This is a genomic window from Streptomyces sp. NPDC016309 (genome assembly GCF_043077235.1).
Classification (GTDB): domain Bacteria; phylum Actinomycetota; class Actinomycetes; order Streptomycetales; family Streptomycetaceae; genus Streptomyces.
The window spans coordinates 330,912-348,651 of the sequence record NZ_JBIBSG010000007.1; the positions used below are offsets into that span (position 1 = coordinate 330,912).

Here is a 17,740-nt window from a genome sequence, read left to right on the forward strand (position 1 = left end):
ACGAGGGTGAGGGCAGCTTCCGCGGCCGGATAGGATTTCGACCATGGCGGCCACTGGATCCGAGAAGCAGGGGGCGAAGGCGTTCTACGTCACGACCCCCATTTACTACGTCAACGACGCTCCTCACCTGGGCCACGCCTACACGACCGTCGCAGGCGACGTGCTCACCCGCTGGCACCGTCAGCGCGGCGAGAAGGTGTGGTACCTCACCGGCACGGACGAGCACGGTCAGAAGATCATGCGCACGGCCGACGCGAACGGGGTCACCCCGCAGGAGTGGTGCGACAAGCTCGTCGAGGAGGCCTGGAAGCCCCTCTGGGAGCACCTGGAGATCGCGAACGACGACTTCATCCGTACGACGGAGAAGCGGCACACGGACCGTGTGCAGGAGTTCGTGCAGGACCTGTACGACAAGGGCGAGATCTACAAGGGCGGGTACGAGGGCCCGTACTGCGTGGGCTGCGAGGAGTACAAGCTCCCCGGCGACCTGATCGAGGACGAGCAGGGCGTGAAGCTCTGCCCGGTCCACAAGAAGCCGGTGGAGATCCTCAAGGAGGAGAACTACTTCTTCAAGCTCAGCGAGTACGGCCCGAAGCTGCTGGAGTTCTACGAGGCGAACCCGGACTTCATCCAGCCCGAGTCGGCCCGCAACGAGGTCCTGAACTTCGTCAAGCAGGGCCTTCAGGACCTCTCGATCTCCCGCTCGACCTTCGACTGGGGCATCCCGATCCCGTGGGACGACAAGCACGTCATCTACGTGTGGGTCGACGCGCTGCTGAACTACGCGACGGCCGTCGGCTACGGCTCGAACCAGGCGAAGTTCGACGAGACGTTCCCGGCGAACGTGCACCTGGTCGGCAAGGACATCCTCCGCTTCCACGCGGTGATCTGGCCGGCGATGCTGATGGCGCAGGGCCTGCCGGTGCCGGGCAAGGTCGCGGCGAACGGCTGGCTGATGGTCGGCGGCGAGAAGATGTCGAAGTCGAACCTGACGGGCATCAAGCCGCAGGACCTGACCTCGCACTTCGGCGTGGACGCCTACCGCTGGTACTTCCTGCGGGCGATCGCGTTCGGCAGCGACGGCTCCTTCTCGTGGGAGGACTTCACCGCCCGCTACACGAGCGAGCTGGCCAACGACTACGGCAACCTCGCCTCGCGCGTCGCGGCGATGGTCGGCAAGTACTTCGAGGGCACCCTGCCGGAGGCCACGGTCGCCGGTGACGCCGAGCAGGCGGTCCGGGACGGCCTGGCCAAGGCGGTCGCCGAGGCCGACCGGAAGATCGGCGAGGAGCTGGACTTCCAGGGCGGCATCCTGGCGATCTTCGACTTCGTGAAGCAGGTCAACGGCTACATCACGGAGCAGGAGCCCTGGAAGGTCGCCAAGGACACCTCCGACGAGGGCCGCGCCCGCCTGGCGACGATCCTCTACACCGCCGCCGAGGCGCTCCGCGCGGTCGCCGTCCTGCTGAACCCGGTCATGCCGGACACCTCCCAGAAGCTCTGGGACTCCCTCGGCGCGGAGCCCGTCCTGGGCCCCCTCGCCGACCAGACCGTCGACTCCGCCGCCGCCTGGGGCCTCCTCCCCGCCGGCGCCACGGTCACCAAGGGCGCGGTGCTCTTCCCGCGCCTGGAGGAGCCGAAGAAGGACTGACCTCCTTCCACTCCGCACGACCGGGACCGCCGCCCCTTCGAGAGGGGCGGCGGTCCTTTCGTCCATGCTGCGCCGCGTTTCGGCCGTTCTCCGCCAAAGCGATTGCAGTCGAAAATCCGTACGTGTGATGATCTCCGCCATGATCACGCACCGGGACAGCGGGACGGCGGGCGGACCGATACCGGACCGCCCGTCGAGACTGACGGAACTGGCCAGCGATCCGGCCGCCCCCGCGGCACCGTCGGCCCCCGCGGCACCGTCGACCCCCGCGGTACCGTCCGCGCCGGAAGCGGCGCCACCGCGACCCCCGTCCTCCGCCCGGCACGAGTTCGCCGCTTTGCTGGGGGAATTCCGCCGGACCGCGGTCCTGGTCCCCATCGATCCGTACGGCAGCCTGTGGACCGCCGAGCACGGCGGCGTCCGGTGGATCTGCGCCTTCTCGAACGAGGGGACGCTCGCCCGGTTCGCGTACGCGCGCGGCGACCTTGGACGGGCGTGGGAGTACCGGACGATCCGTGGGGCTCGGCTGCTGGACGTGCTGGTGCCGAAGCTGGGCGTCCCGGCAGGTGTGGCGCTGGACGCGGGCAGTGCCGACGGCGTGCTGTTCCCGCCGGTCGCGGGCATCGTGCCCGACTCGGCGGCGATGGATCCGGAGGCGGCACGATGACCGGCACCGATCCCGACCTCGCCGCGTCGCGGGCCGCCCTGGCGCTGATCGCGGCGGGTATCGACAAGGCGCACGAGGAGCTGAAGGACCTCGGCATGATCGGCCGGGCGACGGCGGGCCGGGGCTTCTCGGAGCTGGCCCTGTCGGGCCTGGAGATGGGGCACGCGGGGCTGGCAGCCGGTTTCGGGACGTTCTGCGAGCGCTGGGAGTGGGGCGTACGCGACCTGATGCAGCGGGGCAACGCCTTCGCCTCCGGTCTCGGGCTGTCGGCGGGCGCCTTCCACGAGCAGGAGCTGTACGTCAAGGACACCCTCAAGATCGCGGTCAACGGGCTGAACGGCAACCCGCACCTCACCGAGGACGAGGTGAAGGCCAAGGACTGGGACGAGATCAGGTCCCAGCGGGCGACCGACAACCCGGATTACAGCCCGGAGTCCATGGCGGCGGCCCACGAGAACGTCAAGCAGACGTGGCAGGACACCGGCTACGACGTGGAGGACGCCGTTCTGGACTCGCTGGAGAACAACGGCGCCCTGGATCCGACGGTGCGTGAGGCGCTGGACGAGCGCATGCGCGAGACCTACGAGCCCTCGGAGGAGGCCGTCAAGCGGGCCGAGCAGCCGATGTGGGGGAGCGAGTAGATGACCGACTGGCTGGGCAGGGCCGAGGACCTCTGGAACGGCGGCAAGAAGGTCGTCGGCATCGGCATCGACAAGGGAACCGATGCCCTCGGGGGCGCCCTCGACTACGTCGGCGCCGAAGGTGTGGCGGAAGCGGTCACCGACTGGGGTGACGGCGCGGCCTCCACGCTGGGCGCGGAGGTGGGCGAGAAGCAGCTCGGTGAGAGCGAGGAGGCCGAGGAACTGGTCCACGGCCGCGCTTCCCTGATCACCTCGAGCGCGGACAACCTGCGTGACTTCGCGACGGCGTTCAACCTGGTCGGCTCGGGCATGAAGAACCTCGACTCCGGCGCCTGGAAGGGCGAGGCCGCCAACACCTTCCGTGAACAGTTCGGGGCCCTGCCCACGGACTGGCTGCGCGCGGCGGACGCCTTCGAGGCGGCAGCCGCCGCGCTGACGGCGTACGCCGCGACGGTGACCGCCGCGCAGAGCATGGCCAGGGAGGCGATCGCCCTGTTCAAGCAGGGCAACGAGACCTCGCGGAAGGCCGTCGCCGCGTACAACAAGAAGGTCGACGCCTACAACAAGGCCCGCACCAGTGACGCCCCGCTGCCCGAGCCGGGTCCCTTCAGCGACCCCGGGCTGGCCGCGCGCGACCAGGCCCAGGAAATCCTGGAGAACGCCCGCCGCCAGCGTAACCAGGCCGCCGAGAGGGCCAACCAGGTCGTCACCGCGGCCCTCGCCCACGCCCCCGCCGAGAAGTCCGCGGCCGAACGCGCCCGGCTCGGCGTGCTGGACCTCGCTCTGGGCAACGGCGTCGAAACGACGCACTTCGTCGGCGGAGCCGTCAAAGGCACGGTCGGCCTCACCAACTTCGTCCGCTCGCTCAACCCGCTCGACCCGTACAACCGCACGCACCCGGCCGAGTACTACGAGAACGTCAACATGACCCTGGCCGGGCTCGTCTCGACCGGCGCCCACCCGGACCGTGCGCTCAAGGCCGCGTGGGACTCGTTCCAGGAGGACCCGCACGAGTTCGGCGGGCGCCTTCTCCCGGAAGTGCTGGGCACCCGGGGCGCGGGCGGGCTGAGGTCCCTGGTGCGCAAGGGCCTGGACGACACCCCGAGCGGGGGCGGCAAGGGGCGTGCCGGACATCAGGAGGGTCCGCACGACAGGTCACGCGAGTGCACCGACCGGCGGTGCGAGGGGGACCCCGTCGACATGGCGACCGGCCGGATGGTCCTTCCGCAGACGGACATCGCCCTCCCGGGGTCACTGCCGCTTGCCTTCACTCGCACATTCGAGTCCTCCTACCGCGCGGGACGCTGGTTCGGCCCGGCGTGGGCGAGCACCGTCGACCAGCGCCTGGAGATCGACTCCGAAGGCATCGTGTTCATCTGCGAGGACGGCAGTCTGCTGGCCTACCCGCATCCCGCACCCGGCGTGCCGGTCATGCCCACCCACGGCCGCCGCTGGCCCCTGGACCGCGACCGGGACACCTATACCGTCACCGACCCCGCCACCGGCCGCGTCTGGCACTTCACCGAGCAGGGCGCCGAGCTGGCCCTGCTGACGCAGATCGACGACCGCAACGGGCGGTGGATCGGTTTCGAGTACGACCAGGCCGGCGCCCCGACCTCGATCGTCCACCACGGTGGCTACCACCTGAAGCTCACCACCGACCAGGGCCGGATCACCGCCCTCCACCTCGCCGGCGCCGCCCCGGACGGCACCGACCAGGAGATTCTTCGCTACGGCTACACGGACGGGCACCTGACCTCGGTCACCAACTCCTCGGGCCGTCCCCTGCGCTTCGGCTGCGACGAGCACGGCCGGATCACCTCGTGGACCGACACCAACGGAAGCCACTTCGACTACGTCTACGACGAGCGGCACCGCTGCGTGTACCACTCGGGCTCGAACGGACATCTTGAATCCCGCTTCACCTGGGACGACACGGACGCCGCGACCGGTCTGCGGCAGACCTCCGTCACCGATGCCCTGGGCCACACCACCCGCTACCTCATCAACGACAGGGTTCAGGTCGTCGCCGAGATCGACCCGCTCGGCGCGGTCGTCGGCTCCGAGTACGACGCCTACAACCGGCTCCTGTCCCGCACGGACGCCCTCGGCCACGTCACCCGCTTCACCTACGACGAGCAGGGCCGGCTGACCGAGGTGGTGAGACCGGACGGACGCCCGATGTCGGCCGAGTACAACTCACTGGGCCTGCCGGTACGGGTGCGCCGCACGGACGGGACGGTGGTACGCCAGACGTACGACGAGAGGGGCAACCGCACCTCGGTCACCGACTCGACGGGCGCCACCACCACGTTCGCCTACGACGCGACCGGCCACCTGACGACGATCACCGACGCGCTCGGCCACTCGACCGTCGTACGGTGCGATCGGGCCGGCCTGCCCCTCGCGGTCACCGACCCGCTCGGTGCGACCGTCCACTACAAGCGCGACGCCTTCGGCCGCCCCACCACGATCACCGACCCGCTGGGCTCGTTGACCCGCCTGGAGTGGACCGTCGAGGGCCGGCTGGCCCGGCGCATCGACCCGGATGGCACCGAGCAGTCGTGGACGTACGACGGTGAGGGCAACTGCCTGTCGCACACGGACGCGATGGGCGGGGTGACCCGGTTCGAGTACACGGACTTCGACCTCCTGACGGCCCGCACCGGCCCGGACGGCGTGCGCTACGAGTTCGCGCACGACACGAATCTCCGGCTGACGCGGGTGATGAACCCACAGGGCCTGACGTGGAACTACACCTACGATCCGGCGGGCCGGACGCTCACCGAGCAGGACTTCGACGGCCGGACACTGGTCTACGCGTACGACGCGGCGGGCCGGTTGGTCTCCCGCACGAACGGCCTCGGGCAGACGATCCGGTTCGAGCGCGACGCCCTCGGCCGGATCGTCCGCAAGGACGCCGAGGGTGCCGTCACCACCTTCGAGTACGACGTCTTCGACGAGCTCGCCACGGCTACGGGCCCGGACGTGACGCTGGTACGGCTGCGGGACAGGCACGGACGGCTCCGGTCCGAGACGGTCAACGGCGCGCGGCTGGAGTTCTCGTACGACGTCCTCGGCCGCCGGACGGGTCGGACCACCCCCACCGGGGCGGTGAGCGAGTGGACGTACGACGAGGCGGGCCGCCGCACCGAACTGGTGACGGCAGGACGCTCCCTGCGGTTCGCGTACGACGCGGCGGGCCGGGAACTGTCCCGCCACATCGGTGACACGGTCACACTGACCCACGCTTTCGACCCGCTGGGCCGCCTCACGGACCAGCACGTCACCGGCGGAGGCCGCAGCGTCCAGCGCCGCGCCTACACGTACCGTGCGGACGGAAACCTGATCGGCATCCAGGACCGGCTCTCCGGCACCCGCACCTTCGACGTGGACGTCACCGGACGCGTCACCGCCGTCCACGCGGAAGGCTGGACCGAGCGGTACGCGTACGACGAGGCCGGTAACCAGACCGAAGCGTCCTGGCCCGCCTCCCACCCGGCCCACGAAGCCACAGGCACCCGCTCCTACACCGGCACCCGCATCAGCCGCGCGGGCAGCATCCGCTACGAGCACGACGCGCAAGGCCGCGTCGTCCTGCGCCAGAAGACCCGCCTCTCCCGCAAGCCGGACACATGGCGCTACGAGTGGGACGCTGAGGACCGTCTGGTGTCCGTGACCACACCGGATGGCACGGTGTGGCGGTACCTCTACGACGCGCTCGGCCGTCGCATCGCGAAGCAACGTCTGGCGGCGGACGGTGCCTCCATTGCCGAGCGGGTCTCCTTCACCTGGGACGGCACGACTCTCTGCGAGCAGACCGCCTCCGGCGAGACCCTCCCCAGCCCCGTCACCCTCACCTGGGACCACGACGGCCTTCACCCGCTGACCCAAACAGAACGCATCGGCGCCGCGGACGCTCCACAGGACACGGTCGATGAGCGCTTTTTCGCCATCGTCACCGACCTGATCGGCACACCGACTGAACTCGTCGACGAGTCAGGAGCCCTCGCCTGGCACACCCGCAGCACACTGTGGGGCTCCACGACCTGGGCCAGCGACAGCACGACTTACACGCCCCTCCGCTTCCCGGGCCAATACTTCGACCCGGAAACGGAGCTCCACTACAACTTCCGCCGACACTACGACCCGGTAACCGCGCGTTACCTCACGTCGGACCCGCTCGGCCTGGCACCCGCACCCAACCCGGCGACGTATGTGCACAATCCTCAGACATGGGCCGACCCGCTGGGGCTGTCTCCCTGCCCCCGAGGTCCTTACGATTTCCGTGAACCCAATCCGGAGCACCCGCCAAGCACAAACCTTGCCGAAGCGATGCGAGCCGCCCCCAAGGGGTCGGAAATTGACTGCTCAGACATCGCGGCCTTCATTTCCCGACGCGCAGATGGTGAAGGCAGAATCGTTCACTACGTGACCTATTCGGGTAACGATATCCGAATTCCGGAACAGGGCGGCGCCATCCTTGAAGATTACATGTTTCACGACGTATACACTGATGGGCGGTATGTCTATGATCCGACCCTCAGCGAGAACCCCGTGCCTCTGGGAGACTACGAGAGAGCACTACGACTGTCGAACGAGCATGAAAAGATTCTGAGGCATAATGGCGATTACAAAATACTTCCGCCATGGGGGCGTCACTGAGGGCGAGTGGCGCCGTGTCGGGTAACTCGCGCAATCAACGAGCCAAGAACACCCTCAGCAACTTCGGGCAAGTAGTGTGGTTCCGAGCACCCACAGAACGTCACCCCGTGCACGGTTACCTCCAGGTTTCATTCATCGGGTGGCGCTTTGCAGAGCCCAAGGATGAACTCAAACCAACATTTGCGTCAGCCTTGCAGTCCACACCTACACAGGTGGACTGGAGCTTCACGACGGGAAAGAACTGGATGATTTTGCCGACCAGGCTGCTCGAAGAGTCCGGTCCGGATACGCGAGACTTCAACGAAGCAGTGGCCCGCATCACGCAGAGCGATCAGGACTTCTGCGCAGCGACAGTTGCAGACCTCGAGATCATCCTGGCGGCGATCGCTGCGGCAGGACCCGACAAGAACGACTAGCGGACCAAGACTCCGGTTCTGAAGCCGCCCAGGGTGCTGGTGGCGGATCACTGCGGAGTGGCGAGAGGTGGAGACCCTCCAGACACCGTGGCGATCGCCTCGTCCAGGACCTCGCGGGAGCGAAGCAGGTCGGTGATCAGGTCGTCGATACGCGCGCGTTCGCGGGTGAGGTCGGCGATCAGGCGGGGGGTGGCGATGGCGGAGGGGCCGCCGTCCGTGTCGCGCAGGCAGGGGAGGAGCTGGGCGATCTTCTTGCTGTGGAGGCCCGCCGCGTAGAGGGCCTGGATGCGGATGACCCGGTCGACGGCCCATTCGCCGTACGTACGCTGGCCGCCCGGGGTGCGGTCGGCGGTCAGGAGGCCCTGCGTCTCGTAGTACCGGAGTGACCGCTCGCTGACGCCCGTGCGACGGGCGAGTTCACCGATTCGCATGGCGCACCTCTCGTGCGGAAAAAAGCACTTGAACCTGACACCGGTGTCAACTCCTACCGTACCGGCATGACGAACACAGCGAACAAGCCGGAGACGTCCCGCCTCTTCCAGCCCACCCGGCTCGGCCCCCTGGAACTGCCCAACCGCCTGGTCATGGCACCGCTGACCCGGAACCGCGCCGGGGCCGACGGGATGCCGCAACCGGTCATGGCCACGTACTACGCGCAGCGTGCCTCCGCCGGTCTGATCATCGCCGAGGCGACCACGCCCAACGCCGTGGGGCAGACGTACCCCAACATCCCCGGGATCCACGACCCGGCCCAGGTGGCCGGCTGGCGGCAGGTCACCGAAGCGGTGCACGCCGCGGGGGGTCGGATGTTCCTTCAGCTCCAGCACGGCGGTCGGGTCGGCCACCCGGACAACAGCGGCCTGATGCCGGTCGCGCCGTCACCCGTGCCGTTGCCCGAAACCATCCACACCCCGAGCGGACGCAAGGACGCCGTCGTGCCCCGGGAGATGTCCTTCGACGACATCCGGTCCACCGTGGCCGACTTCGCCGCTGCCGCCCGCAACGCCATTGACGCCGGTTTCGCCGGGGTGGAGGTGCACGCCGCCAACGGCCACCTCCTGCACCAGTTCATGGCGCGGAACACCAACCACCGCACCGACGGCTACGGCGGCTCGGTGGCCGGCCGGATCCGGTTCGCCGTCGAGGTGGTGCGGGCGGTGGCCACGGCCATCGGCCCCGAGCGGGTCGGCCTGCGCGTCTCCCCCGGCAACACCGTCAACGGCATCGACGAGGGCGACACCGAGGACATCTACCCGGCGCTGGTCGAGGCGCTCGCCGACACCCGCCTTGCCTACCTGCACACCGTGTTCGCCGACCCGGACGCGCCCCTGTGGCAGGACATCCGCAAGCGGTGGTCCGGCACCCTGGTCGCCAATCCGGCGCTCGGCTGGGGCGGTCCGCTGCCCGCCGACGGTGGCAGGGAGGCTGGTGAGCGACTGCTGGCCGCCGGTGCCGACCTGATCGCCCTCGGCCGGGCCTTCATGGCCAACCCCGATCTGGTCGAACGGCTGCGAATCGGCGCGCCGCTCAACCCGCTGAGGGACGAGGGCTGGATGTACACGGGCGGCGAGAACGGGTACACCGACTACCCGACGCTGACGGCCGCGTGACCGTGGACCACACCCGGAGAGGTGGCGACCTCGACGCGGGAGTCGCCTTCGCTGCCGGTGCTGTAGCTGCTCTCCCATCTCGTACCGAGAAGAAGTGCACGTACATGTGGAACGGTTGAGGACACTCGTGATGGCCAGATAGCCCGGAGCCGAGGAACATTACTACTGTGACCAATGATCTGAAGCTGGTGAACGCCGGGGACCTCATAAACCTGTACGGGAAGGTTCCGGACCTTCGGCGATTTCGCTTGCGCTCAATCAATCTGGATTGGCGAGGGCCGACGGTCACCCTGCGACTGGACCTACCGAGCTTCCCGAAGAAGATTCCGCCGGAGTGGCGAGGCACCGACGTCGACACCGTGCAGTGCCACGTACAGTTTCTCGCTGTGGAGGACCTCACTATGCCTGAGTGGGAGCCACCCGTCCGTTCCGCCTTTTTGGACACGCAGCTCCTGGCAGAGAAGCGGAGAATTCGAGTGCAGGTGACAGGATCCGGGGTAGCCCTTGGGTTCACCAGCAGCGAGTCCGTACAGGTGGGGCATGTGAGCGCCTTCAAAATCTCGGACGACGGCACGGACGAAACCCAGCACTTCTTTTCAAAGAGGCTCGACGCCGTACGCTACGCATCCATCCCGGCAACCGAAGAGAAGACTTTCTATGGGCGGATCTGACTGGACGGGCATCGTTGCCGGGACGGAGGAGATGTTGGAGGCATACATCACGCCCCCCGATCTGAACGACTGCAGACTGTATTACACGCAGATCGACGAAAGAGAAGCGTCGGTAACTCTGGGCTTCGAGACGTCCACCCTTCCCTCGAACCCTCCTGCCGAGTGGACCGGCCGGGAATACAACACAGTCGAGTTCTACCTGCGGTTCGCCGGTGTGAGCGATCTCAGTGTCGCCGGTTGGACGTTCAGCGCCCGTGACGCCGACGTCACCCTGAGTGCTCACGGAGGCGATGGGGTCAGGGTCAGCATCGAAGCCACGGGGTCGCATCTGGAATTCACGGCATCCACGTCATCTCTCGCTCGGCTGCGTTCCTACCTCGCTGCGCGCGGGTGACTGGGGGAACAGTCGAACGGACCTCCCACCGGGCGCCATGGCGCTGACGGACAGGGTGACTCGCCCGCCGTCAGTTGCCCGACGCGTACGACACGAAGTGGGCCCACGCGCCCGGGGTGAGGGCGAGCTGGGGGCCGGCGGGGCACTTGGAGTCGCGGATGTGGACCGTGCCGGGGGAGGTGGCGACCTCGACGCAGGAGTCGCCCTCGCTGCCGCTGCTGTAGCTGCTCTTGAACCACGCGAGTTCGGACGAGGCCCCGACCGAGGTGTGGCGGATCATGTCTCTCCCAGCAGTTGCTCGATGAGGGCTCTCGACTCGCGGGGAGTGAGAGCCTGGGCCCTGATGATGCCGTAGCGCAGCTCCAGGATATGGAGCTGCCGCCCATCCGTCACCGGGCGTCCGTTCGCCACCACGGGAGAGCGGCCGACCGCCGAACCGTCACCGAACTTCAGCAACTCGATGCCGCCGTCCACTCCAGCGTGTTCCTCACGGTCCATCGGCATCACCTGAAGCTCGACGTTCCGCATGTGGGCCACCGTCAGCAGGTGTTCGAGCTGGGCGCGTAGCCGGGTCCTTCCGCCCAGCGGGCGCCGGAGCGTCCATTCCTCCAGGACGAAGCCCATCTCCGGCGCGGGGTCCCGTTCGAAGACGGACTTGCGGGCCATCCGACCGGCCACCATCCGTTCCACCTCGTCCTGCGAGTACGCCGGCCGTCGCATGAGCAGCAGTCCGCGCGCGTACTCCGGTGTCTGCAACAGGCCGTGGATGTTGAGCGGGTCGTACAACTGGAGCTCCACCGCCTGGGCCTCCAGCTTGGCCAGTTCCCGGACCTTTTTGGGGTACCGGACCTTCGACACGTCCTCCTTCATGGCCGACAGCAGCCCACCCGCCCCCAGGACCTCGTCCGCCTTGTCCAGGAACTCGGGCCGGGGGATCCGCTTACCGCCCTCGATCTTGTAGACGAGGTCCTCGCCATACCCGACGGCCACGCCGAAGTCGGGGGCACGCATGCCCACCGCTTCCCTCCGCAGCTTCACCTGCCGTCCCACCGTGGCGATGACGGCCACGCCCCAGTCGTCGTCCGGGTCCACCTCCCAACCCGGCTCGTCCGCCTCGCTCTTGAGCCGTACTCCGGTCTCGCTGTCCACCGACATGCCCCGCACCTCTCCGTCCGCGCACTCGTTCCGCGACGTCCCTACCCCTGCGGCTCGTCTGGACAGCCTGGACAGCGGTGGACAAGCTCCGGACAGTCACCCTACGCCTACGTGCTGTCACTGTTCACGGCGGGCGAGGGCGGCCACTCTCGGTGAGGTGAAGCAGACGAACGTCTCTCAAGTCGGTACGAGCAGGGCTCACTTCGGTGTCCTGCTGTCCCCCACGCCTCGCGGTGCGCGGCTCGCCCGGCTGCTCGCCGTCGAGTGGCTTCGGGACCGGCACGAGGTGCCGTACCGCATGGCCGAGACCGCCGCGCAGCTCGTCGCGGAGCTCGCGGCGAACGCCGCCACGCACGGCCGCGTCACCGGCCGGAGCTTCCGGCTCGCGCTCCTCGCCGACCGGGGCGTCCTGCGGATCGAGGTCACGGACACCCGGGCCGACGCGCTGCCGCGCCGCAGGCCGCCGTCGCCCGACGCGGAGTCCGGGCGCGGGCTGCTATTGGTCGAGGCGCTGGCCAACCGCTGGGGCGCCACGCTCGGGCCCGCCCCCCAGAAGACCGTGTGGGTGGAACTCGACCTCCCGGTGTCCTGACCGGCGTACGGGAACCGGGACTCCGGTGGGGCCGCCGGTCTACCAAGGAACGACGAGAGAGAAAGAAACCGGACCAAACCCCACCCCTCCTCCCCCTCGGCGAGCCGCTCACTCACGCGGGTGAAAAACACCAACTGGGCTGGCTTTGGGACGGGTTGCTTGATCTACGCTCAGCGCGACACACCACATCACCGCTGACATGCGTCGGCCCCCGCCGGGACCGCTAATCCCAGTGCGGGGGCCTGACCATCAAGGAAGAAGCACCTTCCCGATGGATACTCGGAACAGTAGCGTGCGCCCGCCCGCCCACGCCCGTAACGACCGGAAAAACCACTCCTCCCGGCGAGCCCGTGGGGCTCCGCATGGCGGCGGTGTCATCCACGACAACTCCCGGCACACCACCCGTTTCACGGTGATCGGCAACCACCTCGCCCAGCACACCGAACTGTCGCTCCTGGCGATCGGCTTGGCCGTTCACATCCAGTCGCTCCCCAGCGGCGCGCAGATCGACATCGGGACCCTCGCCGACCGCTTCCCGGAGGGAAGGACCCGGATCGCCGGCGCCCTGCGCGAGCTGGAGGCCCACGGCTACCTGCGCCGCACCCGTGTGCGCACCGAAGGGGGCAGGATCGTCACCCGCACGGTGTCCTGCAACCAGCCGGGCCGGACCGGCGCCACGGAGGAGCCGAAGCCCCGGCCCCGGCGCGGCACCGACCAGCAGACGCGCCGCCGCGCGCTGCCCGCCGTGCCGCAGCCCGCTTACCCGGCCCCGGACCTTCTCCGGACCGCCCTGGGGGTCCTCTCCGGTCTCCGTCGCGAGGATCGACGGCTCCTGCTCTCCGCCACGGACGCCGACCATCTCGTCCCGGGCGTCGCCGCGTGGCTCGAGCGCGACCTCGGTCCCGAGGCCGTCCAGCGCGCCCTGACCACCGACCTGCCACCGGAGCCGCTGCACCGTCCGGCAGCCCTGTTGGCCCACCGCCTCGCCGCCCGGCTCCCGCCCCTGCCCGCCTTCCGCACACCGGACACCCCCGCGGCCGTCAGGCATCCGCTCCAGAACTGCGACCTCTGCGACCGCGCCTTCCGCGGCCCGGAGCCGGGAACCTGCGGGGCTTGCGCTCCCGGGCGGTGAGCCCGGGAACGCGAAGGCCCGGGATCCGAGGATCCCGGGCCTTCGTGAAGCAGTGGTGGACTACTTGTCCGCGACCGGCTTGCGGAGCGCGATGTTCAGTTCCTTGAGGCGGGCCTCTTCCAGCTCCGTCGGGGCACCCATCATCAGGTCCTGGGCGTTGCCGTTGAGCGGGAAGGCGATCGTCTCGCGGATGTTGGGCTCGTCGGCGAGGAGCATGACGATGCGGTCGACGCCGGGGGCGATGCCGCCGTGCGGCGGGGCGCCGTACTGGAAGGCGCGGAGCATGCCGGCGAACTCGGTCTCGACGGTCTCGCGGGAGTAGCCGGCGATCTCGAAGGCCTTGAACATGATGTCGGGCTCGTGGTTGCGGATCGCGCCGGAGGACAGCTCGATGCCGTTGCAGACGATGTCGTACTGCCAGCCGAGGATGTCCAGCGGGTCCTGGGTCTCCAGGGCCTCCAGGCCGCCCTGCGGCATCGAGAAGGGGTTGTGGGAGAAGTCGATCTTCCCGGTGTCCTCGTCCTTCTCGTACATCGGGAAGTCGACGATCCAGGCGAAGCGGAAGACGTTCTCCTCGAACTGGCCGGCGCGCTTGGCGGCCTCGACCCGGACCGGGCCCATGATCTTGGAGACCTCGTCGAACTCACCCGCGCCGAAGAAGACGGCGTGGCCGGGCTCCAGGCCCAGGCGCTCGGTGAGGACCTTGACGTTCTCCTCGGTGAGGAACTTGGCGATCGGGCCGGTGAGGGCGTTGTTCTCGCCGACGCGGACCCAGGCCAGGCCCTTGGCGCCGAGGGAGACGGCGTAGTCACCGAGGCCGTCGAAGAACTTGCGCGGCTGGTCACCGGTGTTCGGCACGGCCAGGGCACGGACGTGCTTGCCGGCGAACGCCTTGAACTCGGAGTTCTCGAAGACATCGGTGATGTCGACGAGCTCCAGGTCGGTGCGCAGGTCCGGCTTGTCGTTGCCGTACTTGAGCATCGACTCGCGGAACGGGATCCGCGGGAACGGCGACGTGACGTGGCGGCCGCCGCCGAACTCCTCGAAGAGCTCGGTCATCAGCTTCTCGATCGGCTGGAAGACGTCCTCCTGCTCGACGAAGCTCATCTCGACGTCGAGCTGGTAGAACTCGCCCGGCGAGCGGTCGGCGCGGGCGTCCTCGTCGCGGAAGCAGGGCGCGATCTGGAAGTAGCGGTCGAACCCGGAGATCATCAGGAGCTGCTTGAACTGCTGCGGCGCCTGCGGCAGCGCGTAGAACTTGCCGGGGTTCAGACGGGACGGGACGACGAAGTCACGGGCGCCCTCGGGGGAGGTCGCGGTGAGGATCGGGGTGGCCATCTCGTTGAAGCCGAGGGCCACCATCTTGGAGCGGATGGACGCGATGACCGCGCTGCGCAGCATGATGTTGCGGTGCATGCGCTCGCGGCGCAGGTCGAGGAAGCGGTACTCCAGGCGCCGCTCCTCGTTGACGCCGTCGTCCGTGTTGATCGTGAAGGGCAGCGGGGCGGAGGCGCCGAGGACCTCCACCTCCGAGACCTCGACCTCGATCTCACCGGTGGGGAGTTCGGTGTTGATGTTCTCGGCACCGCGGGAGACGACCTTGCCGTCGATGCGGACGACCGACTCCTTGGTCTGCTTGTCGAGCGCCTCGTACGCGGCGGTGCCGGGACGGGCGACGAGCTGCGTGATGCCGTAGTGGTCGCGCAGATCGATGAAGAGGATGCCGCCCAGGTCTCGCCGATTGTGCAGCCAGCCGCTCAGCCGGACGTCGGTGCCGACGTCAGAGGCGCGGAGCTCGCCGCAGGTGTGGGACCTGTACCGATGCATCGTCGTTCATCCAGTCTTCGCGGATCGGGGGCTGTGTTTCACGTGAAACCTCCCCCAGAGTACCGGGCCGCTCAAGATCGACGTCCGATACGCCCGGTCGGTTCGGTGGCGGCTGATCCGTACATCTTCTTAGAGTGGGGCAATGCGCACCGAGGACGTCCTGGCCGCCATCGCGACCGGCCTATGGCGCTGGGACAACGCCTCCGGGATCGTCACGCTGGACGCGGAGGCGGCCCGGCTGCTGGGGCTGCCCGCGGAACCGGTCGAGCTGACCGAGGCCGCCGTGCGCTCGCGGTTCCACCCCGTCGACTGGAACGAGATCGACGGGGTCGTGAACCTCGCCGTGGCGGAGGGCACCCTCGCCGAGGCCAGGCTGCGGATCATGGACGAGAACGGGCGGGTGATCCGTACCGTACGCAGCCGGTCGAAGCCGTTCATCGAGGGCACCGACTACCAGCTTGTGGGCACCCTCCAGGAGGTCGCCGAGCCCCAGCCCGGCACGGCCGCGCGGACGCCCGTGACCGGCGACTGGCGGCGCTCGCGCGAGGCGTTCCTGCTGGACGCGGGACGGGCGCTGGCGGAGGCGCGGTCCACGGCCGAGGTGCTGCGGGTGGCGGCCTCGCTGTCGATGCCCGGGTTCTCCCCCGACGGGCTGGCCGTCTTCGGCGTCTCCGGCGACCGGCTGACGATCATCGGGCACCACGGGCACAACACCGGCGACGACGGCCCGTTCTCCGACATGCCGCTCGACACCGACTACCCGGCCGCCGAGGTGGTGCGGACGGGCCGGGCGATCTACCTGCCGACCCCGGAGGAGTACCGGGCCCGGTTCCCCGCGACCTGGCCGCTGGCGCAGCGCTTCAGCAGGGAGTCGTGGGCGTTCCTGCCGCTGATCGTCGCGGGGCGCACGATGGGGGCCTGGATGGCGGCGTTCCGGTACCGCGTGTCGTTCACGCCCGACGAGCGGTCCGTCCTGACGACCGTGGCCCGGATGCTGGCGCAGGCGCTGGCGCGTGCGGGGGTCGCCGAGTCGGAGCGGGAGCTGTCCCTGGGCCTCCAGCGCACGATGATGCCGGTCCTGGGTCCGGCCATTCCCGGCATGGAGGTGGCCGCGCGGTACGTCCCGACCGGCGGCGGGCTCCAGGTCGGCGGCGACTGGTACGACATGATCCAGCTACCCGGGGGGCGCATCGCGCTGGTGATCGGCGACGTCCAGGGACATGACGTCCGGGCGGCCGGGCTGATGGGCCAGCTCCGGATCGCCCTGCGCGCGTACGCCTCGGAGGGCCACCGGCCGGACGCGGTGCTGTCCCGCGCGTCGCGCTTCCTGTACGGGATCACGGACGGCGCGGAGGGGGACCACGGGGCGGCCCGGTTCGCGACGTGCCTGTACCTGGAGGTGGACCCGGCGACCGGGACGCTGGACATCGCGCGGGCGGGCCACCCCGACCCCGCGATCCGGATGGCCGACGGGACGGTGATGCTGCGGCCGACGGCGGGCGGGCTGCCCCTGGGCATCGTCCCGGACACGGACTACCCCACGACCCGGCTCACCCTGGAACCGGGCGAGACGCTCATGATCTGCACGGACGGGCTCCTGGAGACCGGCGGGCACGACCTGGAGACCGGCTGGACGCGCATCCGCACGCTGCTGGAGCGGCACGACACGGAGGGCGAGTCGCTGGAGGCGCTGGCCGACAGCCTGGTGCAGGCGGTGCACGGGCCCGGCTCGCACCACACCACCGGGCCGCTGGCCGACCGCCGCGAGGACGACATCGCGGTGCTGCTGCTGTCCCGGACCGGTGAGCAGCTCCGGACGGCCGCCGCCCGGCGCACCGCGATGACCATCGCCCAGGCGGAGCCGGAGCGGATCGCCGCCGCCCGGCAGCACCTGCGGGAGCTGCTGCACGACTGGGCGGACCCGGAACAGGTCGACTCGGCGGTCCTGATGGTGTCCGAGATGGTCACCAACGTGCTGGTGCACACCGACGGGGACGCGCTGCTGGTGGCGGAGGCGACCGGGGACCACGGCAAGCGGCGGCTACGGGTGGAGGTGGCGGACGCCAGCGACGAGCTGCCGCACCGTCGCCGGCCCGGCGAGATGGCGTCGTCCGGGCGCGGGCTGATCCTCATGGAGATGCTGGCGCACGAGTGGGGCGTCGACCCCCGGGGCGAGGGCAAGTCCATCTGGTTCGAGCTCCACGAGGACCGGGACGGCGAGCCCTAGGCCGGCCGACGGGCCGCGCAGGGGCGCGTCGCGGGGCGGGCGCCTCGCGGGGCGGCGTCGCGCGCCCGGGCGCGTCGCGGGGCGGGCTCGGG

The 17,740-nt window shown here is 69.3% G+C and carries 15 protein-coding genes; 11 read left to right on the top strand and 4 right to left on the bottom strand.

The genetic code is table 11. From position 1 onward, the window contains the following. Positions 1 to 43: 43 nt before the first annotated feature. The 5 genes from metG (at position 44) to ACF068_RS20145 (ending at position 8,040) form a co-directional block, all read left to right on the top strand. Complete coding sequence (gene metG, locus ACF068_RS20125) at positions 44 to 1,651, top strand: methionine--tRNA ligase (RefSeq protein ID WP_392275602.1); 1,608 nt, start codon at positions 44 to 46, stop codon at positions 1,649 to 1,651. Positions 1,652 to 1,790: 139 nt separating this feature from the next. After that, positions 1,791 to 2,318 (top strand): SseB family protein, encoded by a 528-nt coding sequence (locus ACF068_RS20130; protein ID WP_392275603.1) that lies wholly within the window; start codon positions 1,791 to 1,793, stop codon positions 2,316 to 2,318. Further along, positions 2,315 to 2,959 carry a hypothetical protein gene (locus ACF068_RS20135; protein ID WP_392275604.1) on the top strand — a complete coding sequence of 215 codons (645 nt, stop codon included), beginning with the start codon at positions 2,315 to 2,317 and terminating at the stop codon, positions 2,957 to 2,959. The genes ACF068_RS20130 and ACF068_RS20135 overlap by 4 nt, the downstream gene beginning before the upstream one ends. Then, positions 2,960 to 7,624 (top strand): putative T7SS-secreted protein, encoded by a 4,665-nt coding sequence (locus tag ACF068_RS20140; RefSeq protein WP_392275605.1) that lies wholly within the window; start codon positions 2,960 to 2,962, stop codon positions 7,622 to 7,624. Positions 7,625 to 7,731: 107 nt separating this feature from the next. Then, complete coding sequence (locus ACF068_RS20145; protein WP_392275606.1) at positions 7,732 to 8,040, top strand: hypothetical protein; 309 nt, start codon at positions 7,732 to 7,734, stop codon at positions 8,038 to 8,040. Positions 8,041 to 8,087: 47 nt separating this feature from the next. Here the strand turns inward: ACF068_RS20145 and ACF068_RS20150 are convergent, their stop codons facing one another. Then, complete coding sequence (locus ACF068_RS20150) at positions 8,088 to 8,471, bottom strand: MerR family transcriptional regulator (protein ID WP_392275607.1); 384 nt, start codon at positions 8,469 to 8,471, stop codon at positions 8,088 to 8,090. Positions 8,472 to 8,537: 66 nt separating this feature from the next. Between ACF068_RS20150 and ACF068_RS20155 the strand changes: the two genes are divergently transcribed. The 3 genes from ACF068_RS20155 to ACF068_RS20165 all read left to right on the top strand — a co-directional run bounded on the left by ACF068_RS20155 (position 8,538) and on the right by ACF068_RS20165 (position 10,715). Then, on the top strand, positions 8,538 to 9,650 hold the full coding sequence (locus ACF068_RS20155) for an alkene reductase (RefSeq protein ID WP_392275608.1): 1,113 nt from the start codon (positions 8,538 to 8,540) through the stop codon (positions 9,648 to 9,650). A gap of 167 nt (positions 9,651 to 9,817) precedes the next feature. Beyond that, positions 9,818 to 10,321, top strand: coding sequence for an Imm50 family immunity protein (locus ACF068_RS20160; RefSeq protein ID WP_392275609.1), 504 nt, complete (start codon positions 9,818 to 9,820; stop codon positions 10,319 to 10,321). Further along, positions 10,308 to 10,715 carry an Imm50 family immunity protein gene (locus tag ACF068_RS20165; protein ID WP_392275610.1) on the top strand — a complete coding sequence of 136 codons (408 nt, stop codon included), beginning with the start codon at positions 10,308 to 10,310 and terminating at the stop codon, positions 10,713 to 10,715. The genes ACF068_RS20160 and ACF068_RS20165 overlap by 14 nt, the downstream gene beginning before the upstream one ends. Positions 10,716 to 10,785: 70 nt before the next feature. Here ACF068_RS20165 and ACF068_RS20170 read toward each other — a convergent pair whose 3' ends face one another. Continuing rightward, the gene (locus ACF068_RS20170) at positions 10,786 to 10,995 is read right to left on the bottom strand and encodes a DUF397 domain-containing protein (protein WP_392275611.1); all 210 of its coding nucleotides are present in this window, start codon (positions 10,993 to 10,995) and stop codon (positions 10,786 to 10,788) included. Then, a complete protein-coding gene (locus ACF068_RS20175; protein WP_392275612.1) occupies positions 10,992 to 11,870 on the bottom strand; it encodes a helix-turn-helix domain-containing protein in 879 nt (292 codons plus the stop codon). The genes ACF068_RS20170 and ACF068_RS20175 overlap by 4 nt, the downstream gene beginning before the upstream one ends. A 157-nt stretch (positions 11,871 to 12,027) precedes the next feature. Here ACF068_RS20175 and ACF068_RS20180 point away from each other — a divergent pair, with 157 nt between their 5' ends. Both ACF068_RS20180 and ACF068_RS20185 read left to right on the top strand, forming a co-directional pair. Further along, positions 12,028 to 12,462: an ATP-binding protein gene (locus ACF068_RS20180; RefSeq protein ID WP_392275613.1), complete on the top strand. Its 435-nt coding sequence runs from the start codon at positions 12,028 to 12,030 to the stop codon at positions 12,460 to 12,462. Positions 12,463 to 12,733: 271 nt separating this feature from the next. Beyond that, on the top strand, positions 12,734 to 13,594 hold the full coding sequence (locus ACF068_RS20185) for a helix-turn-helix domain-containing protein (protein WP_392275614.1): 861 nt from the start codon (positions 12,734 to 12,736) through the stop codon (positions 13,592 to 13,594). A gap of 60 nt (positions 13,595 to 13,654) precedes the next feature. On the opposite strand, the gene aspS is transcribed toward ACF068_RS20185, so the two are convergent. Beyond that, positions 13,655 to 15,421, bottom strand: coding sequence for an aspartate--tRNA ligase (aspS, locus tag ACF068_RS20190; RefSeq protein WP_392275615.1), 1,767 nt, complete (start codon positions 15,419 to 15,421; stop codon positions 13,655 to 13,657). Positions 15,422 to 15,563: 142 nt separating this feature from the next. Between aspS and ACF068_RS20195 the strand changes: the two genes are divergently transcribed. Then, positions 15,564 to 17,648, top strand: a complete 2,085-nt coding sequence (locus ACF068_RS20195) for a SpoIIE family protein phosphatase (RefSeq protein ID WP_392275616.1) — start codon at positions 15,564 to 15,566, stop codon at positions 17,646 to 17,648. Positions 17,649 to 17,740: the final 92 nt, after the last annotated feature.